Genomic DNA, 25,675 nt, shown 5'->3' with positions numbered 1-25,675 from the left:
TTCTTAAAATACTGTCTTTTGCTGTCACCGTTAGATTTAGGTGAATATTTTTTACTGCATCTTTTTTCTTTATGTTTTGAAGATATCCATTTTTTAGGCTAAGATTTAGCTGAAATTTAGGAATGCTTTTAATGATCGTATCTACTTTATTTAAACGCGGACTAAAACCTAAATCTCTTAAAAAAATACCGTCGGCTTTTAAATCCAAAGCAATATCTCCACGAATATCATTCTGATTAAGATTTAAGGCTTCTTTTAATTTTGCCAAATCTAAATCGGCTTTTACAGCCGTTTTAATTTTTAGCTTTTTAAAACCTTCAGAATGGAAATTAACTGTCGTTTTCTTTTTATCCAGATTAAATGACAAATTATCCAAATCAAACTTTAATTTATTAATGTCTAACTCTTTAACCTCTGCTTTGGCTGATATATTGATATCTTTTACTGGATCTTTTATTCTTTTATAAGCAATTGTACCGTTGTTAATTTGCAAATCAGCAGAAACAATTGGCTTTTCTGAAAGGTCCTGCATATACCTTCCGCGCGCAAAAATCCTAAAATCAATATTACCGCTAATGGTCATTTCTTCACGCCACTTATCGTAAGCTGGAGGCACAAGGGAGAGCATTTCTTCTAAGGTAGAATTTTTAGACTGCATACGCAGATCAAAGTCATATCCTCCTTTTATAAACGCAAAATGGCCATTAAATGAGAACGGAAAATTTTTAATGCGGATAACATTACGCTCAAATTTAAACTTAAGTGCTTTAGCGTCTATGTAAGTGATTATTTCAGCATTGATAGGTTTATTTCGCACATAATCAACACCGTTTAAGCTAAAATCGAATGATTTAATTTTTACATTAGAATCAAGATCAAATAAATCGGCACTTAAATCGCCTTTGCCTTTATAGTTCAAATCCTGAACCTTAAATTTTAAAAGTGAGCTTCTGTCATTGTATGATATATTGGTTTGCTTTATAACAACCTTTTTAATATTGAATTCTGTCTTTGCCGTATCTACCGATTTAGAAGGTTTGACAATATTAAAATTGGCGTTTCCTTTAGAATCTATTTCAAGATTTAAATCTGCTTCATCGAGATATACGGCATCTAAAACAATCTTTCCCTTCAATAAACTGTAAAAATTCAGACCTGCAGACACCCTTCCTGCCTTTACAATGCTTGCTGCTTGAAACTGTTTCTTTTTGCTCATTACACTAACATTTTTAGCATAAATGGTCAATGCCGGAAAATGTTTAAAAACGGAAAGCCCAATCTGATCAAAACGCACTTCAGCATCTAGTTTCTCATTGGCTATACTTTCTAATTTAGCCGTTATTTCGTCTTTAAAAACATACGGAACAATTGTTAGTACAATTATTAAAAGTAGAAATAACGTCGTAATACTAATTGCAGCTTTCTTTAGGAACTTCTTAGTCATTTTTTTGGGGTATCGTTTTAAGATTTTAAAAATATAGATTTAGCTGTCAAGAAAAAATCTCGATTGAGATATTAACTCAAAAATAACAGACAATAATATATATGTTCTGTGCGCAGATCAAATTCTGGAGGGAATACTTCTTTTAAAACTTTAACACTAGTACAGCTGGAAAAGAGATGTTAAAAAAAAAAACGATTATTTTTTCAAGTGTACTTGCAACTATAAATTTGAAACAGATTTCCAGCAAAAATAATTCAGAGGTAAAACATCTTTATTAATGATAGTGGCCGCCAGTGCAGTGCAAATCCACAGCTCTATAATGCTGGATTTTGATAAGAAAATAATTCCCGAGATGACCCATTTTATATTTGCCTGAAAAGCAGCAGATCATACGAATTATTGTATGACGAAGTAAATACAATAGTGTAAATTTTGCCTTCGATTAACTGAGGAGTACTTGTAGAAGAAAGCTCCTCATTCTCATCCTGTCCTGCTTTTTTTACCGAGATGCTTATAGGGCCGGGATTTAGCTCGTAATATCTGGTTTGGTTATTTCGGCTTACTTCAGCAGAAACTCCCGCAGTATTAGAGCTGAATGAAACTTCAGAAGGACCTGTACCTGACAAATGAATAAATTTAACTTTTACTTTTCCTTTCTGTGGTGAAGACAGATCATCCTTAAATGAATAAATTCTTTCCCTCCCACTATTATCTTCTGCAAGATAAATTGTGTAGCGGTCTTTATTCTGCAGATAAATACTGCCAGAGGCAATGGTATTTCCATCACTCTGATCTCTGAATTGTGCTGCCAGCTTATCACCCGATTTCACTGAGAGATAAGAATTGGTACTTTCAGAATAATCAAGATCTCTGGCAATTATGCCGCTGATGAAAAAAAAATGCTGTGTTTTAGAATGCGGCGCGGCATTTACAATTTTTATTTTAGCATAACCAAAAATATCAATCTGATTGTCATCACACGATGTTAATGAAATCACTGCGGCCATGAAAAATAAAACCAACCCTAATTTGTTTTTTAAATTTTCGCTCATAAAGATTTGTATTGTTATAAAGAGAAGTCTTCTTTTCTATTATTTTTTACAGTGGACAAATAAAAAGCAAAAAGGTGAGAGATTATCGTAATTTATACAAAGAGCAATATTTCTTATATAAAATACATAAATACAATCTAAATTTTTACATATATGATTTTAATCAATATGCCGATAAGCAGTTCTCTACATATGTATCCAAAAAACAGCCAGTAGTATAATAATAATATGCATTTGTATAATTTAAAAAATTCCCTCCTCTTTACTCCATAAGTTTGCAATCAATTCAATCAACATACAGATGAAAATTTTTAACATTTGTCTTATATTTTTTTCCGTTACATGTTTTAATTCCTTGGCACAGGTTTGCGAAAAATCATACTACAGCAAAAAAGGCTCAAGTATTCAGACTACAGAATACGGTGCCGGAAAAGAAATAAAAAGCGTTACAACTTTGACTGTTACAGGAGCAAGCCTCAAAAATGGCGAAGTTACTTCCGATCTCCATTCGGTAAAAACACAGGATGGAAAAGTAACCGAAGACAAAACACTTCATTACTCATGTAATGTCAATCAGGTACTTTGGGGAGTAGGAGCTGTCGATACAAAAACAAAAAAGGAGGCCGCATTCAACTACCCGAACAATATGATTAAGGGGCAGGATTTAAAAACAAATATGGTTTTTGAATATCAGCAAACCAGCCCAGAAGGAAAAAATGTGAAGCTATCTGTGAAGGTGAATAACCGTAAAGTAACAGGAAATGAGAGTATTTCTACAAAAGCAGGTACTTGGAAATGCATTAAGATAACATATGATTTTGAACTGAAAATAAAAGTTGGTTTTATTGGGATACCAGTAAAGGCAAAAGTCACAGAATGGTATAACCCTGAAATTGGAGTGGTTAGATCGGAAATTTGGGCGAAAGATAAATTGGAAAGTTACTCTGAGATAACTTCTTTAAAGACTGGAAGATAAAAGACCAATTATGACTATCCTGTTTGGTTTTATGATACAGTTGAAGCAGACCATATTGAAGCTATTGCCCAACTGCTTTAATATCACGGTCAAGTTAAGTCATTTTTAAAGAAATTTATTCTACTAATATAAAAGTATACTCAGTAGAAAAAACATAATTCAAAAAATCACCAAGATATTCTATTAATATCATGAATCGGCCTAGTACAGTGGAACTGCAGAAATTGTGACAGCATAAAAAAACTATTATAAGGGGCTGTGGATCATGTAAAAATGTGAAGCAGCCTTTTAAAAACAAACAAAATTGCCAGTAATTGATGTCACAAATATATTTTCTAACCCTTACATTTAATCAATAATGAAAAACCTTGGCAGCACTCAGTATCTTTTTACAGATAGGGAACGTAAAAATATTGAAACCCTTATTTTAGATCTTGAAAGTTATCACAATGATCCATTGTCATACGCAAAACTTCTTAAAAATGCAATAATCCATATTGAACCTGAAGGTCTAAAAATTTTCCAAAGATCACAAATTGAAGAGTATAGAATGCTTCAGCTCAATAAAAGAGCATACTCTGATTTACAAGTTCTGCAAGAAATTAGATTAAGTTCATCCCTGCTTATGCTTACATGTAATGAAACTCTCTTTCAAGCTGCTTTTAGGGGAATGCAGGCAAAATATACAAAACTTTATAACATCATCCTGCAAAAAAAAAATGGCTCCTGGAGCATATATTTTATGCAGATTTTAAACAATTAAATTATTCATACAATAAAAACATTTTTTAAATGAAAAAGATTATTACCCTTATCTCTCTTTTTATAATGACAGTAACAAATGCCCAATTACATATTGGAGCCAAAGCCGGCGCAAATCTTAATAAAATTAATGGAAATAGTTTTGATGATAAATTTGAACTTGGATATCAGGCAGGAGGTTTTATCTATGTTGACATTTCCAGCGCTATCGGTCTTCAGGGCGAAGTCCTTTTTAATCAAACCAATACAACCATCGAAGACAGCTATTCAGATGTTGTAAACAATGCATTTAAAGGTAAAAAAAGTTTAAATTACATCAGCGTTCCAATATTATTAAGAATTAATAATGAAGGCTTTATCACATTTACGGCTGGACCGCAGTTCAGTTTTCTTGCTGATTCCGAAAAAAGTCTAAAGGAAAATGGAAAAAAAATATTTAACAACACAGACTTTGCCGCTGTTGCAGGTGCCGAAATAAACCTTCATCCGTTAATTATTTACGGCCGATATTCTTGGGGTTTTTCTGATATAAGCGATTTTGGAGGCAGATCAAACAGCCAGCAGATTCAAGTTGGCCTGGCACTTAGGCTCTTCTAGAGTTACCAGCAGATTGTTAGTGATGCAATAAATAAAGTCATAACTTTACAGAATATTTTTAATTTATCCTTATTTGACAATCAAATAATATTTTAAAAAGCAGGATAATTAACCCAAATAAAGAACATGAAATGTATTATTGTAGATGATGAACCGCTGGCAAGAGAAGGTCTTAGACATTTAATTATGAAAAATGGAAATCTGGAGCTTTTAAATTCGTTTAACAGTGTCGCTCCAGCGGAAGCTTTCCTTCAGGAAAACGATGTTGATGTTATCTTTCTTGATATAGAAATGCCTGATGATAGTGGTTTAGAATTTGCAAAAAATATTAATAAAAAGATTCTTTTAATATTTACTACAGCCTATCCCCAATATGCTATTGACAGTTATGAGGTAGAAGCCTTAGATTATCTTTTAAAACCCATAAATCAAACCAGATTTGATAAAGCTGTTGAGAAGGCTGCTATTCAGATGAAATTACTTCAGACGCATAAAAGTACTTTCGAGACGAGCAATGAAATTTTTATAATAATTAAAGCTGAACGAAAATATCATAGAATACTTTTTAAGGATATTATTTATCTTGAAGGGCTAAAAGATTATGTGGTAATTCATACAAAAAAAGATAAATTCGTAACTGCAATGAATATTAAGACACTGCATATAAAACTACCAGCAGAAGTTTTTTTGCGAGTGAGTAAATCTTATGTGGTGAACATGAACGTTATTGACTCCTTTGACAGAACAACTATCTTCATTGACGATCTTGAAATCCCTATAGGAAGAACTTATCAAAATGAAATACACAAACATTTTTTGGGTTGATAAATATCCACTCTAGAAGTATAAAGTCAAACTAAAATATGGACAAATCAAAAAGTGAAACTGAGCTAAAAATAAATTTGCAAGATATTACGGTAGATAAACTATTTAATGGGCTAACAAATGAAAAATATAGGATAATTAGACATATCCTTGGCATTGTTTTTCTTGGATTTCTGCTTTTAAAGGATAAAAGATGGGGTGAATTCGAAGGCGTTTTCGATCATTTGGACTGGATATTTAGTCTTTTTTTTCTAATTTCCCTTTTCTACATAAATATGTACAAGCTTACACCCTATTTTATCTATAGAGGAAAGGCTTTACTTTATATTATTTCTTTTGGAATGGTGAATTTGTTTGAAGCATTTCTTTTAGCTGCTTTTCACATTTTTATTTTAGAGCCAAATCGCCTTTTAGCTCCTATATCAGATTTTAACCTAGTAGGTGCATCAATAATTTTCACTATTATTTTAACTCCTTTTTTATTACTGTCAACGGCTCTTAAACTTTTACAGAGATGGATAAAAGACATAAAAAGGATAAAAGAATTGGAAGAACGTGCAATTGACAGTGAACTTACTGCACTTCGTAATCAGATACATCCACATTTTTTATTTAATATGCTGAACAATATCAATGTTTTAACAGCTACCGAACCAGAAAAAGCTTCATACATAATTGTAAAACTGAGCAGTTTTCTGAGGCATCTTATTTACGAAACCGACCGTAATCAAATCTATCTTTCATCGGAAATAAAATTTATTACTGACTATCTTGAGCTTGAGAAGATTCGAAGGGATAACTTTAATTTTCTACTAGAATACGATGAAAAGGAAATAAAAGGTTTTAAAGTTCCACCCAATATTTTAATTATACTTGTCGAAAATGCCATTAAACATAGTGCAGATTCTTCCAACACATCTTTCGTGAACATCGGATTAAAAATTAAAGATAATCATTTTCATTTCACTGCTGTTAATTCGGTACCAGCTATCACAAAATTAAAGATAAAAAATTCCAGCGGAGCAGGGCTGGTCAACATTAAAAGAAGATTGGAATTATTGTTTACCAATTCTGGATATGAATTAATTTCCTCAAAGCAAAATAAGCAGTATTCCGTATTTTTGAAACTCCCAGTATGAGTTTAATCATACAACTTTCGCAGCCAGACTTCAAGTCGATCTTTCCGCTCTGTGTGGCTGGTATCTGCATAAATACTGCTGCTTTTGTATAAATGTAGTTCTGAATCACAATCTGAAGAACTTAAATTTTCATATAGTTGAAGAGTCTGCTCACTTTCGTGAAAAGCTGTAAATAATATACTGGCGGCCATAGTATTCTTTCCGAGTAAAAAACAAAAAACAGGCTATTCCACGTGTTGTGAGACAGCCTGTTTTTGCTGCTCTTTTTTGACTTGTCCTTAGATAGCGTTACACAAAAAGCATCGCATAAATCTATCTAATCTTTTAGATTATTTTTTATATTCCATTTTTGAATTACTTAAAAATAACAGCGTGATCTTTTTCAATTGCCGATGCATTTTTGGCAGTAGAAACAAATGTTTTCCCTTCGGATTTCTTCACATCTCCAAAGTACTGGATAGTGAAACTAACATCATTTTGAGTTGAAGCAATAACGCCGTCTTTAAACACTGTCGCCGTGCCTTTTCCCGTAAAACTCACTTTATACTTGGCTCCATTTTCGATAACTTTAAAAATGCCGCCTGTTGGACGAATACTAACTCCGTTTGTAACCGACAAAGTTCCTTTTGCGTTATTGATATTTGTACCTAAAAGAGATTGTCCCCACTTTGTAAAAGTATAAGCTGTAGCTTCAGAAAAACCTCCATAACTATAATCTCCCCTTGCCAAATTATTTTGAAGCGAAGAAAACAATTCGAAATATACTACTGCTCCATTTTCAGTTGCAGAAATAGATTTAGATCGCAGCGAAAAATCAATATTGTAAGCATTTCCTCGAATGCCATAATTTTCCAAATAGCCTTGCGATAGTTCTATCGTTTGGCTGCCAATTTTTAAAAATCCTTTGTTTGTATTGTTTGTATTAATATCTTGATTACTATCACTATCACTTGAACAAGAAGACAGTAATGCAATGAAAGCCAAGACTAATATTTTTATATTATTATTCATGTCTACGATGATTTAATTATTAAAACTAGTTTTTGGTAGTTCGGGATGAACATTAAATTTCATCCCGAATCTTAAATTTATTTCACGATAATTCTAGCCGTCTGGCCTGTTTTAAGGCTTTTAATGAAATAAGATCCAGAGGGTAAATCTGAGACCGGAATCTCCGATTCGGAACCAATGACATCAACTTGTTTAACTAAAAGCCCATTCATACTAAAGATTGCCAACTGGTCAAATTCTGCACTTGATTTCAAGGTTACTTTTCCTGTAGCCACTGTTGGGAAAACTAAAAACTCTCCCAGCTTTTTCCAGCGCCCGTAAAGCGTGAAATTATCTTTCTGAGAAGTGCCAAAACCAGTTATTTCTTTTGCGTACAAAGCATCTGCGTACCATCCTAAAAATCGATATCCCGAACATTGCGCCTCTTCCAGCGTAAAAGCAATTCCCGTTTGTGCGCTTGTTTTATTTGGATTAGCTGCTCCAGCCGGCAGATTCAAATAGGAAATATTGTAAAAAGTAGGCGGTTCATCCTGTTTGTTGTTTCCGCCAGATCCCCAAAAAGCATAGAAAGTCTGATTTCCTGTCGCCGTAACTGCAATTTCTTTAATTGTATTTGGTGTCGTAGCCGAAACTGACCATCCGTAAAACGTATAATCCTTTAAGCTAGGAACTGGCAATGCCAACGCTGTACCTTCCGTATATTCTATCGGAGTTAAATCAGAAATAGCTTTACCGTCAAGTGAATTGAGGTATGAAACACCCGATTTTACAATTGGTTTTGGATCTGGTTTATTGTTTCCTCCTTCGCCCCAAAATGCATAAAAAGTTTGATTTCCTGTTGCAGTCGCTGGAATTGTTTTTAATAGTCCAGGTGCTGTCGCTGTAGCTGACCATCCAAAGAAAGTATAACCTTCCAATTTTGGTGTTTTTAAGTTCGTAATAGCACCTTCCATGTATTCGATTGGATCAAGTGTTATGGTTTTTCCATCAATAGAATTTAGATAGTTTATCTGTGAAAACTTTGCTTCTGCTTTTAACCATCTTGGATCTCCCAGTACTCCTCCTTCCAAAGAAGCTTTCGCTAAAGGTGAATTTTTAGAAAAGCTAAAGTTTCCCTGCCCTGGATTTGGATACGCAAGTGCTGTTAATCCTAAACCAATTAAAGTCTTACCATTGGTTTCGCTAACCGTAACCGATCCTTTAACTGTTTGCGAAAAAACACCAACAAGAAGGTTGTTGTCTATCAATAGTTTTCCTGCTCCTGCCGCATTATTAGAATTGAAGAGATAAATAGGTTTTGAATTTTCTCTTTCGTCCTGCATAATATTATTTTTGAAAGAGTAAGCCGATGCAGCACTGTACTGATTGTCTACAAACACAAATCCGTTTCCATCTGCATTTCCTGAATTATAAATCGTGTTGCTTTCAAAAGTTATATTTACCGTTTGAGCTGCGGCATTTTTGTTTTGAAGGATCAAAAAACTGTTCCCTTTTTCGTAATTGAAAATAGTCGAATTTTTAACCGAAATCGAATTTACAATATGCGAATCTGGCTGAATAAAACTTCCACCTGCTGCTGCGCTTCCATCAATAACACAATTTTCTAAAACAATTTTTGAAATAGGGCTTTCACTAGCTCCATCACCTATCAGTAAACTTTGTTTGATTCCTTTTATAGTGGCATTTTTAATTTCGAAACTTGATACGCTTGCACCTTTTTTCAACTGAAGCACATTCGCTCCAGCATTTGTCAAATCAAAATCAACACCATCAAAACTGAAGCTTCCTGAAATAATTTCTGGATTCTCCGAAGCAAAAGATCCTGCAAAAACAGGTTTAGCGTCAGCATCTGGCATAAAAGTATATTTATGGTTTTTAACCGCTAGATCTGTTGCCGTCGTATATGTACCGCTCGCCATGATAAATTTAGAGCCGTTTTCTGCCGCATTGTATTTTTCCACAAAATTCTGCGGATTTACATATAGCTCTAAACTTCCGTTTTGGTTTTCTGTAATGTGATTAACAATACTGTTGATGTAAACTTCAACATTAGTATATTTTCCGTCAATTGTCTTTAAATTACCGTCAGCAGAACTTGCAGGATTTAATCCTTTTTCTGTTTCCCATTTATCAGGCATACCATCACCGTCTGTATCAGTAGGAGCTTCTCCAGAAGGCAATACCGGCCATCCGCCTGTTGCTGAAGGCGTGTCGATATAGCCGTTAGTGCTTCCGTTACCTCCATTCATAATACCAGCCTTGCCAGAACGTGTGTCGTCTACAGCTCTCTTATCGACAGCATCTCTGTATAGATTTGCCCCTGCATTTTCTAAAACTAATTCATAGGCCTTTGTAGCGCTATGAGTCGTAATTTCTCCAAAAGCATGTGGTGCGCTGATTTTCAATGCTGCTTTATCTGCATCGCTTACCGGAAGCTGGCTGCCATGAAATTGGCTGTAAACGCCATATGTCCAGTTATCCTGCGTTGCTCTTTCCGATCCCACCACATAATTTCCGTCTACAAAATATTTACCCCAAATTCCATATAATGGCGAAGTAGCGTCTAGACTTCTTCCTGTTGATAAAATGCGCTCTTTGGTCGAGTTTGAAGTTCCAGGACCTGGTTTCCAATAATTGTTTACCAAGTTTACATTCATCGCATCTCCGCCATAACAGCTGTTTCCGCCCCAATTGTAAATTACGTTATTACGAATATCCACCAAATCTGTTTTAGCAAAAATATCATTGGCATATTCTCCCAACCTTGGATTTCGGCTGTCATGATGCGCTAACAAATTATGATGGAAAGAAGCGTTTTTGCCTCCCCAAACACCGCCATATCCGTGTGCTCCTTTGGCGTGGACAGAATTTCGAAGACTCTCAGAAATAATGCACCATTGCAAAGTGAAATTTTCATTCTGATAAAAAGAAACACATTCGTCAGTTGACCAGCTCATAGAACAGTGGTCTACGATAATATTTTTTTGAAAACGTCCTCCAAGTGCATCATTTTCGACATCATGAGTATCTCCCATTCTGAATCTCAAATAACGCAGAATAACATTATTTCCTCTTACTTTCACATTATAGTCTTTTAAAGTGATTCCGCCTCCAGGTGCTGTTTGTCCAGCAATTGTGATATTGTCGGTAATATTCAGTTCGCTTTTCAATTCAATATTTCCTGACACTTTAAAAACAACAATTCTAGGTCCGGCCTGACCAGTAGCATCACGAAGCGAACCTGCACCAGAATCATTTAAATTGGTCACGTAAATTACTTTTCCGCCACGGCCACCCGTAACATATTTTCCATAACCTTCAGCTCCTGGAAATGCAGGAACCGATTCATTTCCTCCTCCCGTTGCTTCTTTTTTGACTTCGATTTTTCCTTCTCCGACAAAGAATTCTGGGTTTGTTGTTTTATCGTAAGTTCCTTCTTTAAATTCTACTCCATTAATAGTAAGTTTTTGCACATTTAAAACCGTATTTAATGAAGCTTTGCCATTTTCTGAAATATTCAAATTTAAATTAGATCCTGCAGCACGTTCATGGCTGAAAATAACAGAATTTTCTTTACTGATATTAATTGTTCCAAAGCCAAACGCATTTGCAGAAGCCCCCTCAATAACTGTTCGATAATTTAATGCTGGAAATTTGGTGCTTTTCTGCGTCAAATCCCAAATGCCAATAAATTCGCTGTTATCTCCTTTTAGAAGCAATGTTCCTATATTGGCGTTAACCCCTTGGCCAGTATTTAATGGCGAGATTGTTCCATTTCCAGAAATAGGCCCGCTTAAAGTCATTATAGTTTGATTGGCTATTCCAGAAATCATTTCAAATCTTACATTACCAGAAATGACCATGGGCGCTTCTAAAGCCATACCCGCTCCGCTTGTATTGTAATACACTCTTGTTCCTTCCTTAAAAGTTAATGTTCCCGTCGCTTTGTGTGCGCCTCTTAAACGAAGTGTTCCCGCGCCAGACAAAATCATATCGGCAGGAAAAACATTTGCCGTTGTTTCTATTTCTTTAGCAACCGAAACCGTTTTGCCGGCGATAGGCATTGCAGCTGGGTTAAAGTTGCCTGCATTGTCCCAGCTTTTGTTTACAGCTGCTGTAAATTCATAATCAAAATTAGACGGTGGCGTTACTTCATCTGGTTTGTTGTTTCCTCCAACTCCCCAATAAGCATATAATGTCTGATTTCCTGTTGCCGTTGCAGCAATTTCAGTTAACGCATTTGCTGTTGTTGCAGAGGCTGACCATCCGTAAAAAGTGTATCCTGTTAAAGTTGGAATCGGAAGTTTTAGAACGGTGCCCTCAGTATATTCTATCGGACTCAAGCCTGACAAAACTGCACCATCAATAGAATTCAAATAGCTAACGGAAGATTTTGTTACTCCACCATTAATAGCCATAATAATACTGCTCAAATCACTAAATCCGCCATATTCGTTTGCCGCTTGAATGGTATAATTATATGTTCCTGCCACAGTAGAAGCATCTATAAAAGTTGTTTCTGTAGTAATCAATACTATTTTACCATCTTTGCTGATAATATAACATATCGCGTATTTATTCTCATCCCATTTTAAAGTGTTTTTGTCTGAAACTACAAGATTTGCTGGTTTTGCAACTTGTTCTACAATGACACGCGGATCCCATTTGTCTGTACCACTTAAAACATTTTCTATCGTGAATTGGTCTGCTTGTGCTTTGGTTAAAACTGGATTATAGTTTCCTGTTTGAGCAACGCCGCTTACCGTAAATATATTGGTTCTGTTATCGGTATTTACTGCTATGCCGTTTCCATCAACACTATTGTACTCTGCAAAAAGCGCTGGTACTGTTCCCATACTTGCCCAACCAGCCGTATTCGGTTCAGTCATCATTTTGGTGTTGAGATAAACCGCTCTTGGTGCATTTTGCCAAGGACGTCCTAAATAATAACTAGTCGAAGCAGTAATCGTATTGTTATTAAAAATATAACCGTATTGAGTAGCCGTATCATGATTTGGCGCTACGATATAACCTGAAGCAACAGAAACCAATTTACATTCTTCAAACCAGTGTGTTCCTCCGCCACAGATAAAATCAACATCTCCTTCGATTGTAGATTTGTAGTAAAAACTTCTTTTTCCTCCTGTAACCTGTGTGTCTTGTTTACTTCTAAGACGAACTCCATTATAAACATTTCGGTCTCCCGCAGGATTCAATGCTGGTCTTTGTCCAGAAGTTGTGATTCCGTCTTTATGCTCGATCGTGACATTTTCCATGTACAAATCATTGGCTTCAATAGAAAGAACAGCGTTTTTAATTCCCCATCCTGGATTTCCCTGCAGAATTACTTTGTCTTTGGATTGTGCAATTAGCGAAACATTATTTTTTCCTGATGGAAGCCTTAAAACCACATCTTGCGGATTTGTTCCGTCTCCACCCAAATTATAAGTTCCGTTTGTAATTAATACTAAAAATCTTGATGCCGAATTATTAGGCGCAGCACTAAAAGCTTCTGCTATTGTTTTTACATATTTCCCTGAAGCAATTTGATCGTCAGTTGCATCTGCATCAACAATCAAATCAAATTTACGTTTTGTTGGGATTGGCTTTTCCATTGTTTTAAAAGACAACGTAAGCGCTGGCCCATCATTTCCTGAAAGATCTTTTACAAATCCTGCGGGAAGCGTAAAAGTATATTGCTTGTTATATTCTAACCCGAAATAGCTGAATTTCAATGTTTTGTTTACAAATTCGGCGCTTAAGTTTTTGCCGTTTAAAACAGCATTTCCTGCTCCGAATTGAACCTGTTCGTTATAGTTTAAAATAATGCTTCCGTTGGCCGCAACAGAACTCGCTGCTTCAGATGGAAATGAAGATTCCAAAACTGGCGCAACAGTATCGGTTACCAAAACTTCATCGGCTTTGATCATTAAATTTGATAAAATTGTAGCCGTAACATCACTTGCAGATCCATGTTTTGGTCCGCTAATGTTAGGAAACCATCTCAAATAGATTTTCTCTTTCCCTTCTGCTTCAGCAGGAAGAATGCCACCGATATTGGTAATGGCATTGGTATTGATTGTAGTAAGTGCCGAAACATTTGCAAAATTTACTCCGTCTAATGAATATTGAAACGTCCATTCATCACAACCGTAATAATAGCCTAATAATCCCGAAGCAACATTAATATTTCTATAACCCACTGTAGAAAGTGTCGTCATAAAATAATAAAAATTTCCTCTTTCGGTATTCCAAACGCAAAATCCGCTTTTTCCGCCTCTGTTTTGAAGTCTTACGTTGGGCGCAAAAACATTATCTGCAACATTATAAGCAAATAACTGAGGTCTATTTTCTACTTTAGAATAAAATTCAGCAACCCTGGGATTTGCATATTGATCATTTTTGAATGTCCATCCTGCAATGAAAGTCTGATTGGCGTACGTTCCTGTAACAGTTTTATTCTCGTTCATCACTACAGAAGTGCTTAACGACGTTGAGCCATCAGACCAGTTGCTGAATTTTATAATATCATTTTCAACCGCGGTAATCATAACATTTGTTCCGCTTTCATAAACCGAAAATGCACCGTCTTTTCCTGCTGGAGAAATCGTATAATCTCCTAAACCAAAAGCTCCGTTTGCATTTACATTCAAAGTATAAGTTGCTGCAGCATCATATTGGGCGATAAGCGCTGCATCTGCATTGAGAGTATAAGTGAACGGATTGGCTGTTGATACCACAGCTCCTTTATCATCTATCCATTGTTTAAAATTATAGCCAAAATTTTTATTGGCGGTCAGTTTTATTTCGGTTCCTTTAGCAAATGTGGTTCCTGCAGGATTAAGCGTAACGGTTCCAGATGAAGCCGGATTTACATCTACAGTTAGTTTGTGCGTTATGGCATTTGGATTCTCGGTTACTTTCTCGAAATAATCTACATTAAACAAATATCCTGTACCAGTCCCCAAAAACACCAGATATAAATCATATGAACCTGTTGTTGGCGTAATGGCAGCCGAAAATTTCTTGTAATCGGTAAAACTGGCACTTCCTGATACTGTGGCAGAACCCACTAAAGTTCCCGTTGCAGAACCCAATCTAAATTCGATTGTTCCTCCGGTCGCTCCTGCTGCCGCGATATCAAAACGGGTAACAAATTCGGTAAAGTTAACGGAGTTAAATTTAATCCAGGTATTGTTCTTTATGTAACCAACGTTTCCGCCTCCCGAACGGGCGGCATTGGTTTCAGCTCGTGCTCCTGAAGCCTGATTAAAAGTTTCAGCTTCAATTTTCTCTATGGTCTGAGAAAACCCCATGACTGTAAACAACATGAGGAATAGATAAATAAATTGTTTTTTCATTTTGGTTTAGATATGGTTTTAGTTAGTAATAATTTCAAAAGGTTTTTTTCCTATTTTTCAAATCCTATTGATAGTTTATAAATTTTAATTCTCCGTTAAAAAAATTGTGGACGCTGATTTAACAGTTGCGGTTTAGCCAATGCATTCTCGGTTTAATAATTTTGCTTTAGTTAAAAACTTTACCCAGAAATTGATCTATGTAATGGATTGTCGGTTCAAACCAAGGGCTGAAAAGACAAAAAGCATGCGGTGAATTCTCAAATTCGTGAACCTCAGAATAGATTTCGTTCTCACTTAAAATCTTTCTGAAATCATCTCTGCCGGCGTGCATTTTTGGAATCGAACTGTTGATAAATAATGTCGGCGGAGTTGAAGCGTTTGCATAAGACAAAGGAGAAGCAGTTTCCCAAAGTTGTTTATTGTGTTTCATTCTATACCCAATCCACTGCGTGCTTGCTCCAAAATTTTTAGTTTCTTTTGTTTCACTGCTTTCTGGATGAACAAACGATAAAGTTCCGTCAATATCAACTATGGCATTTATTTGAGATTTTGATTTGGTAATTTCTCCTTCAAACAGAGGCATGTTTCCCGTTACGCCCATAAAAGCAGCTAATTGTCCTCCAGCAGAAAATCCGAGAGAAACAATTTGATTCGGATTTACATTATACTTTTCTGCATTTTCTCTTACCCAGCGAATTGAAGCTTTGAGATCATAAATTGCTGCAGGAAAAAGCGCTTCTGTAGAGAGCCGGTATTCTGGTGTAAAACAAACATAACCCAGACTTGCCAATTTCTGTGCCATTTGATGGTGCTGGCTCCGGCTTCCAGATCGCCAGCCTCCACCATGAATAATTATAATTGCAGTTTGTTTTTCTTTTTTATTCTTATTGAAAAACACATCCAATTTCATTTTACGTTTTCCATGATTACAATACACTATGTCGTTCTTCATTGCAACGTCATCAAAATGCATTTCTGGCACCAAAGCAATATTTGGGAAATATTTTACTGCTTTCTTGAAAGCGCTGTTATTAGTGAAGGAAGTATCACTAACTTGAGTCAGTCCTTCCAAATATTGCGCATTTATCTTTTGAAGAAATAAGATGCAAAACCCAATAAATACTGCTTTAAATTTTCTAATTTGAAACTTCATTCCTTATTTATTAAATTGATTGTCAATTCCAAAAGATGAATTCTAAAAACCTTAATTCGGTTTCCAATCATTGAAAATTGCTTTCATCGAATATTCCCTTTTAAACTGTTCTACAGAAAGCTGATGTGACCAATTGGCACGAAATCCAACATTTGCTCCTTTTCCTATCGATTGGTATTCGGCATATAAGACTGTTTTTTCTGCTTCTGGTTTTCCCCAATTGTGCCAGCCTTGCGGTTTTATGTGCGAACCCATATCGCATTTCAGAAATACAGTTCTAGCATAATTTCTCCAAGGTCTTCCCAAGTAATAAGAGCTATCTCCAGAATTTGCAGTCAGTTTACAGTTTAGGAATACAAATCCGTACGTATTCGATTCTGGCGTATTGGCAGCAGTAATATATGAACCTCCTTTTTTAGAGAAGATTTCACAATCCTCAAAAACTGCGGTTGAACCTCCAAAAATGAAATCAGTTGTTCCTTCTATATAACAATTTTTATAATATTGTCTGCTTTTGCTTTCTCTCGGATATAAGGTATCTTGAAAACCTAAAAATTTACAATTTTCGAAGATGATTTTATCTCCATCGATTCTTACAGCAACAGCTTGCCCAACTGGACCAGATGAATTCTCAAACGTAATATTCTGAGCTGTAAAACTATTTCCGCTGACAATAAAACTCGCTGATCCGGAAGTTCCGATTGTTCCTCCTTCACCATTCGACTTTGAAGCATAATCATCATAAGTTAGAATTACATTTCCTTTACTTTCTCCAATCAGCGTTACATTGTTTTTATTTAAAGCCAATTCTAGTTTTTCTTTATAAATACCGTTTTTTACAAAAATTTTAGTTTGTGAGGTTTTAAATAAGGGCACAGCATTAAAAGCTTCTTGCACAGTTTTAAAATCTCCTTTTCCACTAGCATCCACTGTGAAATCACTGGACTTGACTTCCTTTGAATTTTCCTTAATTTGATCTATAGATTCATTTCTAAATGAAAAATTCAGAAAGAAAATCGAAGCAGCTATAAATTTGATAAATATCATGTTGTATTTCTTTAGTTTACCACTTTTACCTCATCTTTTATGGATTCTAAAACTTTTAGGTCTTTATTCAGAACTATTTTCTTTCCATTGGTTTTTAATGAAATATTTTTTGTTTCTAAGCCTCCAACCCAAAACATCTGATTTTCTCCCGTCGATTTAAGTCCGTCCAAACTCACATTTTTGCTGTTTGAAAAACTTACTGCAATTCCAGGTTTCTCTAATCTTAAATCCAAATTTTTAAATGCAATTTTGCTTGCATAATTTAACTGAACGCCAACATGTGAACGGATTATCATATTTTCAAATTCGATATTGGCAACTGGCATTTCTGGAATTCCCATAATTTTTAAAGCCTGAGACGCGCCGTTTACATAAATGTTTTTGAAATACATATTTTTAAAGGCAGGCGTTTCCTCTGTAATAGGCTCTTTGGCAACGGTTACTTCTCCTGTTTCTTTATCTCCAGATAATGATTTTCCGAAATAATACAAGTTGAAATTGATGGCGTCTGTTGGAATATTATTCATACGGATGTCTTCCATCCAAATATTCTCCACTACACCGCCACGGCCGCGAACCGATTTAAAGCGAAGTCCGCAATCTGTTCCGTTAAATGTTAGATTTTTAGCATATATATTTTTAACGCCGCCAGACATTTCGCTTCCAATAGTAAAACCTCCATGTGCGTGATACACTATGCAATCTGTAATCACGAATAATTCGGTTGGTTTTGCCCGGTCTCTTCCTTCTTTATCTTTTCCTGATTTAATGCAAATGGCATCGTCTCCAACATCAAAACGGCAGTTGGTTACCGTTCCAATTCTGCAAGATTCCAAATCTAAGCCGTCTCCATTTTGAGAATACCACGGATTACGAATCGTTAAGTTGCGTAAAGTAAGATGTTCGCATAGTAACGGATTTACATTCCATGCAGGAGAATTTTGAAACGTAACACCGTCTAGAAGCAGTTTTTTGCAATTGACCAAACTTACCATAACCGGACGAAGGGCTTCTTTATAAGGTTCCATATTTTCTACGGTTTCCTTTTTAGGCAATTTGCTTCTTTCTTCATTCCCCTCATAAGCGCCTTTTGAAGGATACCAGATTTTTCCGTCTTTAGACAAAACACCGCCAGAATTCACTAAATCGCTCCATTGTCCAGCTGTCATTTTTCCAATTTTAACTGGTCTCCATACGGCGCCATTTCCATCAAAAATTCCTTGACCTGTAATGGCGATGTTTTCTAAATCAATTCCCATGATAGGTGATTCGCAGCGGATCACTTTACTTCCTTCAAAATAGGATTCGATCAGTTTGTACTGTTTTAAATCGCTTGTGAAAGAAACAAAAGCACCATTTTCAGTATGAAGATTTACATTGTTTTTCAGTTTTATTGGCCCTGTTGTCCAAAGGCCCGCAGGAATTAAGACCACTCCGCCACCCGATTGAGAGCACTTTTCAATCGCTGTATTAATTGCATTTGTACAAAGCTGTTCGGTATTAGGAACCGCTCCAAAATCAATAATATTTAGCGTATCGTTTTTAAACTTCGGAATTTGCACTTCTGGCATTTTAAAAGGAATTTTCAAACTTGAAATGGCTTTTTTTTCTGCCACAATTGAAGTCCCTTTCTTTTGGCTAAAACCAGATAATGCCGTTAGAAGAAATGCCGTTAGAAGAAGTGTTCTTTTAATTTTTATCATAATCTATTATAATTTTGAAACATTATTTTTTGTCTAGAACTTTTTGCAATTCGATACCAGCCAGAATATAAGGGCCAACTGCTTTTGAATCGTTTTCTCTTATAGGCTCTGAAATATAATATTCGAATGAGCCGTTTCGGTCTTGACGATTTTTACCGCCCAATCCGGCAACGGCACAGCATTTTGTAATCGAAATGGTTCCATCTGGATTTTCTTGTATAAATTCTTTCTGAATGCCATTAAAACCTTTTTGTGCCGATTTAAGAAACTGTTTGCCAACAAAACCTTTGTTGTACGCTTTTGTAAATGAATACACAAACATCGTCGAACAAGTTGACTCCAGATAATTGCCTTTTCTTCCCGGCTGATCCATTACTTGCCACCAAACTCCTGTTTTAGAATCTTGCGCTTTTAAGACAGCTTCAAAAACCTTTTGAATGATTTGGATTACCACCTTTCGTTTAGGATGATTTTCTGGAACAAAGTCTAGAATATCAACCAAGGCCATACAATACCAGCCTTGTGCGCGTCCCCAAATATGCGATGAAGTCCCAGTAGTTTTGTCTGCCCAGAATTGAGCACGTTTTTCATCATAACCATGAAAATTCAAACCTGTTTTTGCATCAAAAGTATGTTTCTGAATCAGTTCTGCTTGCAGAATTGCATCGTCAATTGCCTTTGGATCATTAAATACTTGTCCGTATTGCGCAGAAAAAGGATCTGCCATATAAACGCCGTCCAGCCACATCTGCCACGGATAACTTTTTTTATGCCAATAGCCACCGTCAGAATTTCTTGGATGTCCTTCTAATTGTTTATGCAGCACATCCATTGCTTTTTTATAGCGCGGCTCATTAGTCTTTTGATAAATCTCAAAAAGTATTTTACCAGAATTGACTAGATCCAGACTGTATTTCTCGATTTCATATCCGCCTTGAATATTACCCTCTTTATCAATCAATTGTTCGGCGTAAGAAAGTCCGTAATCCCAATATTTTTGATTCTTGGTATAATCATACAATTTCTGATTAGCCAATGCTACCAAACCATTGGTATAATTCCATTTCGGATATTTTACGCCATCTAGAAAAACTGGATTTGGTACGCGTTTCTGATCTGAATCGGCCATTTTTATCGCCCAATCAATTGGCGCTACTCCCTCTTTATCTGTTGGTTTTGACTGCCCGTAGGAAGTTACACAAACAAACAAAGCAAGAAAATAATAGGTCGCTTTATGTCTCATAATCTCTTAATTTTCTTCGACTCTAAACCAATCGTAATCGGCATAACTGCTGTCATTAATAGTTTTAGATCCAGTTGCAAAAAGTCCGATTTTGGCACCAACCCATCTTCCTGCGCTTGGTTTGAATGATTCTCCCAGTTTTTTGAAATTCTTTCCATCCACACTGTAATAAAAAGTAACTTTCGCATCAAAAGGTTCTTTATTCTGAATCATTTCTACTTTGGCGCGTAAACTAACTTCTTTTTTATTTAAAGGAACAGAAGTCACTTCTTTTTCTAATTCTTTAGAAGTTCTAGCACTTTTCAATGAGCGTTGCACCAAAATCAGATTGCCCATTTTATCCTGTTCGATTGCGATATAAGCGTAATCTTCTCCAAAGACAATCAAACCTGAGCCGCTCACTCCTGCGTCTGGGTTATTTTCAAAAGTCAATTTTGCTGTTGCTGTAAAATTCGCACCTGGAAATTTTTGCAATAAAAGATTCGGCATCATCCACATGGTTTTGTTTCCTTCTTTTCTCGGAATGCAATTCAGACGCAGAAAACCAAGATTTGCAGAAGACCAGCCCCAATGTTCAGCAGGATTCTGATTGGCCTGCCATTGCCATTGCAAACCATACTGGTGGCTATTAAATTCGTCTGAAGAAATTAAGGGTGTAGCTGGATAATTTTTCCCTACATTTGGTTTGGTCCATTCCATAACAGGCTCTCCAATTCCGTCTTTATTAGAATCTTTCCCCATAATTGGCCAGCCGTCTTTCCAAGTCACAGGCTGCAGATGTACAACTCGCCCATAAGACCAACGATCTTGAAAATGCAAAAACCATCCTTCTCCGTTTGGCGTTTCAGCATATCCGCCTTGATGAGGCCCATTAACAGGTGAATTCCCTTGGTTTAAAACCACTTTGTATTCATACGGTCCCCAAACATTTTTAGAACGCATTGCCAATTGCCATCCTGGTTTTACGCCTCCTGCTGGAGCCATAACCCAGTAAAATCCTTCTCGTTTATACATTTTTGAACCTTCAACTGTGGTATGGCCATTATGTCCATCAAAAATTAAAGCTGGATTTCCTATTAGTTTCGTTCCGTCGACTGCCATTTCAGAAAGCATTAAAACTGTTTTTACGTTGGCACGGCTTCCTGCAAAAGCATAAGATAAATAGGCCTTTCCGTCTTCATCCCAAAACGGACAAGTATCAATAATTCCTTTTGCTTCTTTAACCAAAACGGGTTCTTCCCATACACTTGCCGGATTTTTAGTTTTAACCATAAATATTCCAAAATCAGGATCTCCCCAATAAATAAAGTATTCGCCATTGTGGTAACGAATTGATGGAGCCCAAACCCCATCACCGTGACGAACGGTGCGATAATGTTCTATAGGAAAAAGATTTTGCAATGCATATCCAACCAATTCCCAGTTTACAAGATCTTTAGAATGAAGTATAGGAAGCCCTGGCGTGCTATTAAAACTAGATGCTGTCATGTAATAACCGTCTTCTCCTGCACAGACATCTGGATCAGAGTAGTCTACATGCAAAATTGGGTTTTTGTATTTTCCGTTTCCTAAATCAGCGTTCCAGCCTTGTGCACCTGCTGCTAAACACCAAAATAATGCTGGAGCGAGTAGTAATTGTTTGAATTTCATTTTATTGATTTTATAATATAATTCGGAGCTATTTTTTTTAAGCTAATTTTCATCTATTGTGAAAGACAGTACATTGAAGTATCCTCAACCACAAGGATACTTCATGTAAGTACTGAAACCACTTAATTAACAAAACTTAAACTTATGGCAACCACCTTGTATCTCCTACTCTATTGGTTACAATTGGAGAATTTGAATCTTTAATCATCAAATTGCCATTTGCAGGATCAACAAATAAATTTTGTGCACTGATACCTAATTCGGTTCCCTGAATTGCAGCGGCGCCTAACAGATAATCGGTAGTTGTATAATTATTTCCGTACGTTGTTGGCGTATTGGCTGCAATTGCTTGGATTACTTTACCGCATGCAGATGCAATTAATACATTTTTAAAGATCAAAGTAGATCCCACGGCATTCGGAATATTGATTAATGATCTGTTGTATGCGTAATCATAAAGCGTAATATTCTGATATTCCAACTGAATCGGATAAGCTGATGTACCATAATCAAACAAGTTTTTAAAGTTTCTGTTCTTATCTGTAGTCTGATAATAATCTCTCATGAAAGTACTATTTGAGAATTTGGCTTTCTTCACGTTATCTGCTCCGGCAGAACCAAAAACAAATGTTCCGTAAGGGCCTGTATGTCCTCCCACTTGATCGAATGTACAATAGCTCATATCTAATTCACCAATTTCTTTGTATTTTCCGTTTCCTTGATGTCTCCAGAATCCGCGTTTGAAATAGTTGAAAACACAGTTATAGAACGTAATTTTATCTATTTTCCACGCTGTACCGCTATTAAAGAAATAGCCGGCATCGATAGTTTGGTAGAAACGTATGTTTTCAAAAGCCAATTCCGTCAAATAAGAACCTTCTGCAATATTCCAGTTTCCGTTCATTTCGATCTGAGGGCGCTCTCCCTGGGTTCCTCCAATCAATTTAAACCCTTTTGAGATTGTGAAAGGCGTAATTTTAAACAGCGAACCTGCTTCAAGGAAATATTCTGTTCCTTCTGGAATGGTAGGATCATCATTGTTTGTTCTCAATAAAGCATCTAAATCTATACCTTTTGTAACAATGATGGTTGCAGCTGATGGTCCTGCCGAACGGAAAGAAACCTGATTGTACGGCTTATCGTAACGTCTCGGCTTATTGTTGTCGAAAATATTTACGTTGTACAATGTATTTTTTTCCAAGCCAGCAACAGTAGCTTCTCCTTTTGCTATTTCTGCCGAAGTAAGTTTGCGGCCTATTGCAGGAATCTCTGCCGATTGTGCAGGCGCTACAGAAATACTGTCAACTGGATTCTCTGTGGAAATATCCCAATTTACAGTAACTTCCGTTTCAGTAATGTTTACCTTTTCCACTTCATGCAAAATAGGCTGAAACGGCGGACGCTCTTCTGTTAAAGCATTCGTGTACGACCATTGCGAATTATGTCCATCGATCGCATGATTGGATCTTACTCTAATATAAAACTGTGTTTTATAGGGAATATCATCCATTAAAATTTGCGTGTCTGTCGTAGTATACGATTTGTACAAACTTTTATAATAATTGTCTAAATGCAGCTCAACTGTATAAGAAGCTGCATCATTGACTTTATACCATACAACAGCGATTGAATTTCCCTTTACTAAAGGAGCGGTAAGGACAAATTTCGGTTGAAATAAATCTAGTTCCTGCGGATATTTAAACTCATCGTTCTCACAAGATATCAGCAGTTCTCCACAGGCAATTAACCCTATAAGAGATAGTATGCAAAGTATTTTTCTAAAGTTTTTCATGCTTGGTACGATTTAAAAATTAAATCCATAATAATTTTGAATTGCTCCTCTATGATCTGTAATTACCTTAGAAGGATAAGGACATAAATAACGCAGCGGATCTGTTGGCGATACCGATGAAGCATTATTGTAGTTGATGAATCCTCTGAAACTCCACTTGATATCGTTTCTTGGTTCGTAACTTGCCGTATCGTTATTCAATGAATACCAGCTTACAGCAAAGGGAAGTTCGGTATATCCAGCAGGACGAGCCTGAAGAATTTCATCAATTCCTTTTATATCCAAAATGGTTCTGCCTGAATTAACCGGATCTGGAATGTTTTTATAATAAATACTTCCAGGAACTTGTTCGATGCCCGGAACATAAGCACCGTTGGCTACGCGTCCCCAATTGTATAATTTATAATACTGATTATAAACCACTTCACTGAATTTATTCCAACGCGCCAGATCAAATTTACGTTTGCTTTCTCCCCCAAATTCCCATTTGCGCTCATCCATTATAGCCTTAAAGAATAAATCTGGCGATGATTTAGACATTACATAATCGTCAACTTTGGTTCCCCAATCTGCTTGTGCAAAAGCCCTTCTACGCACACGTCTTAAACATTCCTTAGCATCTTCACGAGCACCAAATCTTTCGTTTACCGCTTCTGCGTACATTAATAGCACATCTGCAAAACGCATCCAAGAATAATTGATTCCGGTTCCTTTCTGGCTTGTGCTTCCTAACGGATCATTCATCCATAGTTTAGACCATTTGCCAACAGCCAAACGAGCCAGGTCCAGACGAATTATCTGATTTAGATTTTGATCGTATGACAGCGGTGCGCAGGTAACATCTCTTCTTAAATCCTTATTGTCGAATGAATAAAGGTATTCTCCGCATAAACTAAGAGTCCCAGAAGCACTTCCGTAAGGATGATTCCCTTCAGCAATCGGAATTCCGGCAAAATAGCCGTACTCGCCCGTGGAGTTTTTCAGCATTGGAATTGAGAAAATAACATCGTCATTTACCGGCGTTTCCCAATTGTTCTGCTTCATCCAGAAATCTCTAAAACTTAATTTTAAATCATGCTGTCTGCCTTGAATTACTTTATCCAGATATTGGATTGCGATATCATAATACTGCTCGTGATTTTTTCCTCTTTCCATGTGTCCAATGCTTGCAGGATTGTTTTCGTCTGGGCGAAGTGTCCATCCCCCTCTTGTAAGAGCCAATAGCCCTATTAGTCCCTGATTGAAGCTTCTTGAAGCACGTTCCACTCCATAATCCAATTCATTAGCATTTTTCATTAAAGGCTCAACCGACTTCAAATCGTCAATTAAAAATTCAAGAATTACATTTCGGTCTGTGGTTCCGACAGCAAAATTTTCATCTCCTGTCGAAGATTTAGTGCGAAAAACAATATCTCCCCAAATTCGGATCATGTCTAAGTAAACCATTGCACGAATCGTCTTCACTTCTCCATACATCTGCATAATGTTAGAAGGGGCATTTTTAGGATCTCCTTTATACAAATCAGAGCTTTCAATTCCTTCAATTACATCATTTGCCGCATTGATAATTTTATACATTGCACTCCATGTACCATTTAAAGTTGTCCAATAGGGCTTTGGATCGTAACAGGCAATATCAGAACCGTTTCCGTTTACTGTATTGGTTGAAACACCCGACATTTCTACATCTGTATTCGTATTAAAAACAAAAGCAAGACGATTGGCATAAGCATCATCGGTCAGCATGAGCGTATAAACACCCGCAACAGCAGATTGAATGTCTTTTTCTGATTTAAAAATTTCTGCTTGGGTAAAGCCCGATCCAGGCTGTACATCGAGATATTCATCGCAGGCTGTAAAGGACAGCGCAACAACTATCAGAAAACTAAATATTATCTTTTTATTCATCATCATGAGATT

At 36.2% G+C, this 25,675-nt stretch carries 16 protein-coding genes; 5 read left to right on the top strand and 11 right to left on the bottom strand.

Annotated elements, in window-relative coordinates; genetic code table 11:
* Both SOM12_RS04535 and SOM12_RS04530 read right to left on the bottom strand, forming a co-directional pair.
* Positions 1 to 1,444: AsmA family protein (locus tag SOM12_RS04535; RefSeq protein ID WP_320492552.1), on the bottom strand; the 1,444-nt coding region annotated here is incomplete at its 3' end.
* A 362-nt stretch (positions 1,445 to 1,806) separates the two neighbouring features.
* Positions 1,807 to 2,496: a DUF4397 domain-containing protein gene (locus SOM12_RS04530; protein WP_320492551.1), complete on the bottom strand. Its 690-nt coding sequence runs from the start codon at positions 2,494 to 2,496 to the stop codon at positions 1,807 to 1,809.
* Between the two features lie 355 nt (positions 2,497 to 2,851).
* On the opposite strand from SOM12_RS04530, the gene SOM12_RS04525 reads away from it, so the two are divergent.
* The 5 genes from SOM12_RS04525 (at position 2,852) to SOM12_RS04505 (ending at position 6,795) form a co-directional block, all read left to right on the top strand.
* A complete protein-coding gene (locus SOM12_RS04525) occupies positions 2,852 to 3,472 on the top strand; it encodes a hypothetical protein (RefSeq protein WP_320492550.1) in 621 nt (206 codons plus the stop codon).
* A gap of 358 nt (positions 3,473 to 3,830) precedes the next feature.
* Positions 3,831 to 4,235 (top strand): hypothetical protein, encoded by a 405-nt coding sequence (locus SOM12_RS04520; protein WP_320492549.1) that lies wholly within the window; start codon positions 3,831 to 3,833, stop codon positions 4,233 to 4,235.
* Positions 4,236 to 4,264: 29 nt separating this feature from the next.
* Positions 4,265 to 4,831, top strand: a complete 567-nt coding sequence (locus tag SOM12_RS04515; protein WP_320492548.1) for a porin family protein — start codon at positions 4,265 to 4,267, stop codon at positions 4,829 to 4,831.
* 126 nt (positions 4,832 to 4,957) lie between these two features.
* The gene (locus tag SOM12_RS04510) at positions 4,958 to 5,656 is read left to right on the top strand and encodes a LytTR family DNA-binding domain-containing protein (RefSeq protein WP_320492547.1); all 699 of its coding nucleotides are present in this window, start codon (positions 4,958 to 4,960) and stop codon (positions 5,654 to 5,656) included.
* A 38-nt stretch (positions 5,657 to 5,694) separates the two neighbouring features.
* Complete coding sequence (locus tag SOM12_RS04505) at positions 5,695 to 6,795, top strand: sensor histidine kinase (protein WP_320492546.1); 1,101 nt, start codon at positions 5,695 to 5,697, stop codon at positions 6,793 to 6,795.
* Positions 6,796 to 7,149: 354 nt separating this feature from the next.
* On the opposite strand, the gene SOM12_RS04500 is transcribed toward SOM12_RS04505, so the two are convergent.
* From SOM12_RS04500 to SOM12_RS04460, 9 genes are all read right to left on the bottom strand, one after another.
* Positions 7,150 to 7,806, bottom strand: coding sequence for a hypothetical protein (locus tag SOM12_RS04500; protein ID WP_320492545.1), 657 nt, complete (start codon positions 7,804 to 7,806; stop codon positions 7,150 to 7,152).
* Between the two features lie 77 nt (positions 7,807 to 7,883).
* The gene (locus tag SOM12_RS04495) at positions 7,884 to 15,167 is read right to left on the bottom strand and encodes a pectinesterase family protein (RefSeq protein WP_320492544.1); all 7,284 of its coding nucleotides are present in this window, start codon (positions 15,165 to 15,167) and stop codon (positions 7,884 to 7,886) included.
* 166 nt (positions 15,168 to 15,333) lie between these two features.
* Positions 15,334 to 16,320 carry an alpha/beta hydrolase gene (locus tag SOM12_RS04490; RefSeq protein ID WP_320492543.1) on the bottom strand — a complete coding sequence of 329 codons (987 nt, stop codon included), beginning with the start codon at positions 16,318 to 16,320 and terminating at the stop codon, positions 15,334 to 15,336.
* 51 nt (positions 16,321 to 16,371) lie between these two features.
* On the bottom strand, positions 16,372 to 17,367 hold the full coding sequence (locus SOM12_RS04485) for a pectinesterase family protein (RefSeq protein WP_320492542.1): 996 nt from the start codon (positions 17,365 to 17,367) through the stop codon (positions 16,372 to 16,374).
* 11 nt (positions 17,368 to 17,378) lie between these two features.
* Positions 17,379 to 19,070: a glycoside hydrolase family 28 protein gene (locus SOM12_RS04480; protein ID WP_320492541.1), complete on the bottom strand. Its 1,692-nt coding sequence runs from the start codon at positions 19,068 to 19,070 to the stop codon at positions 17,379 to 17,381.
* Between the two features lie 22 nt (positions 19,071 to 19,092).
* The gene (locus SOM12_RS04475) at positions 19,093 to 20,313 is read right to left on the bottom strand and encodes a glycoside hydrolase family 88 protein (protein ID WP_320492540.1); all 1,221 of its coding nucleotides are present in this window, start codon (positions 20,311 to 20,313) and stop codon (positions 19,093 to 19,095) included.
* Positions 20,314 to 20,319: 6 nt separating this feature from the next.
* Positions 20,320 to 21,963: a glycoside hydrolase 43 family protein gene (locus SOM12_RS04470; RefSeq protein WP_320492539.1), complete on the bottom strand. Its 1,644-nt coding sequence runs from the start codon at positions 21,961 to 21,963 to the stop codon at positions 20,320 to 20,322.
* Positions 21,964 to 22,105: 142 nt separating this feature from the next.
* Positions 22,106 to 23,755 (bottom strand): DUF5123 domain-containing protein, encoded by a 1,650-nt coding sequence (locus SOM12_RS04465; RefSeq protein WP_320492538.1) that lies wholly within the window; start codon positions 23,753 to 23,755, stop codon positions 22,106 to 22,108.
* Positions 23,756 to 23,767: 12 nt separating this feature from the next.
* On the bottom strand, positions 23,768 to 25,663 hold the full coding sequence (locus SOM12_RS04460; RefSeq protein WP_320492537.1) for a RagB/SusD family nutrient uptake outer membrane protein: 1,896 nt from the start codon (positions 25,661 to 25,663) through the stop codon (positions 23,768 to 23,770).
* Between the last annotated feature and the right edge of the window lie 12 nt (positions 25,664 to 25,675).

Origin of the sequence: Flavobacterium sp. CFBP9031, assembly GCF_034044945.1 — a bacterium.
GTDB lineage: Bacteria > Bacteroidota > Bacteroidia > Flavobacteriales > Flavobacteriaceae > Flavobacterium.
This window is presented reverse-complemented; position numbering and strand designations above follow the sequence as displayed.

Bases quoted from the DNA above. Each gene is read 5' to 3' on its own strand.
- SOM12_RS04530 (WP_320492551.1), bottom strand. From the start codon at position 2,496: ATGAGCGAAAATTTAAAAAACAAATTAGGGTTGGTTTTATTTTTCATG.
- SOM12_RS04520 (WP_320492549.1), top strand. From the start codon at position 3,831: ATGAAAAACCTTGGCAGCACTCAGTATCTTTTTACAGATAGGGAACGT.
- SOM12_RS04515 (WP_320492548.1), top strand. From the start codon at position 4,265: ATGAAAAAGATTATTACCCTTATCTCTCTTTTTATAATGACAGTAACA.
- SOM12_RS04510 (WP_320492547.1), top strand. From the start codon at position 4,958: ATGAAATGTATTATTGTAGATGATGAACCGCTGGCAAGAGAAGGTCTT.
- SOM12_RS04505 (WP_320492546.1), top strand. From the start codon at position 5,695: ATGGACAAATCAAAAAGTGAAACTGAGCTAAAAATAAATTTGCAAGAT.
- SOM12_RS04500 (WP_320492545.1), bottom strand. From the start codon at position 7,806: ATGAATAATAATATAAAAATATTAGTCTTGGCTTTCATTGCATTACTG.
- SOM12_RS04495 (WP_320492544.1), bottom strand. From the start codon at position 15,167: ATGAAAAAACAATTTATTTATCTATTCCTCATGTTGTTTACAGTCATG.
- SOM12_RS04490 (WP_320492543.1), bottom strand. From the start codon at position 16,320: ATGAAGTTTCAAATTAGAAAATTTAAAGCAGTATTTATTGGGTTTTGC.
- SOM12_RS04485 (WP_320492542.1), bottom strand. From the start codon at position 17,367: ATGATATTTATCAAATTTATAGCTGCTTCGATTTTCTTTCTGAATTTT.
- SOM12_RS04480 (WP_320492541.1), bottom strand. From the start codon at position 19,070: ATGATAAAAATTAAAAGAACACTTCTTCTAACGGCATTTCTTCTAACG.
- SOM12_RS04475 (WP_320492540.1), bottom strand. From the start codon at position 20,313: ATGAGACATAAAGCGACCTATTATTTTCTTGCTTTGTTTGTTTGTGTA.
- SOM12_RS04470 (WP_320492539.1), bottom strand. From the start codon at position 21,963: ATGAAATTCAAACAATTACTACTCGCTCCAGCATTATTTTGGTGTTTA.
- SOM12_RS04465 (WP_320492538.1), bottom strand. From the start codon at position 23,755: ATGAAAAACTTTAGAAAAATACTTTGCATACTATCTCTTATAGGGTTA.
- SOM12_RS04460 (WP_320492537.1), bottom strand. From the start codon at position 25,663: ATGAATAAAAAGATAATATTTAGTTTTCTGATAGTTGTTGCGCTGTCC.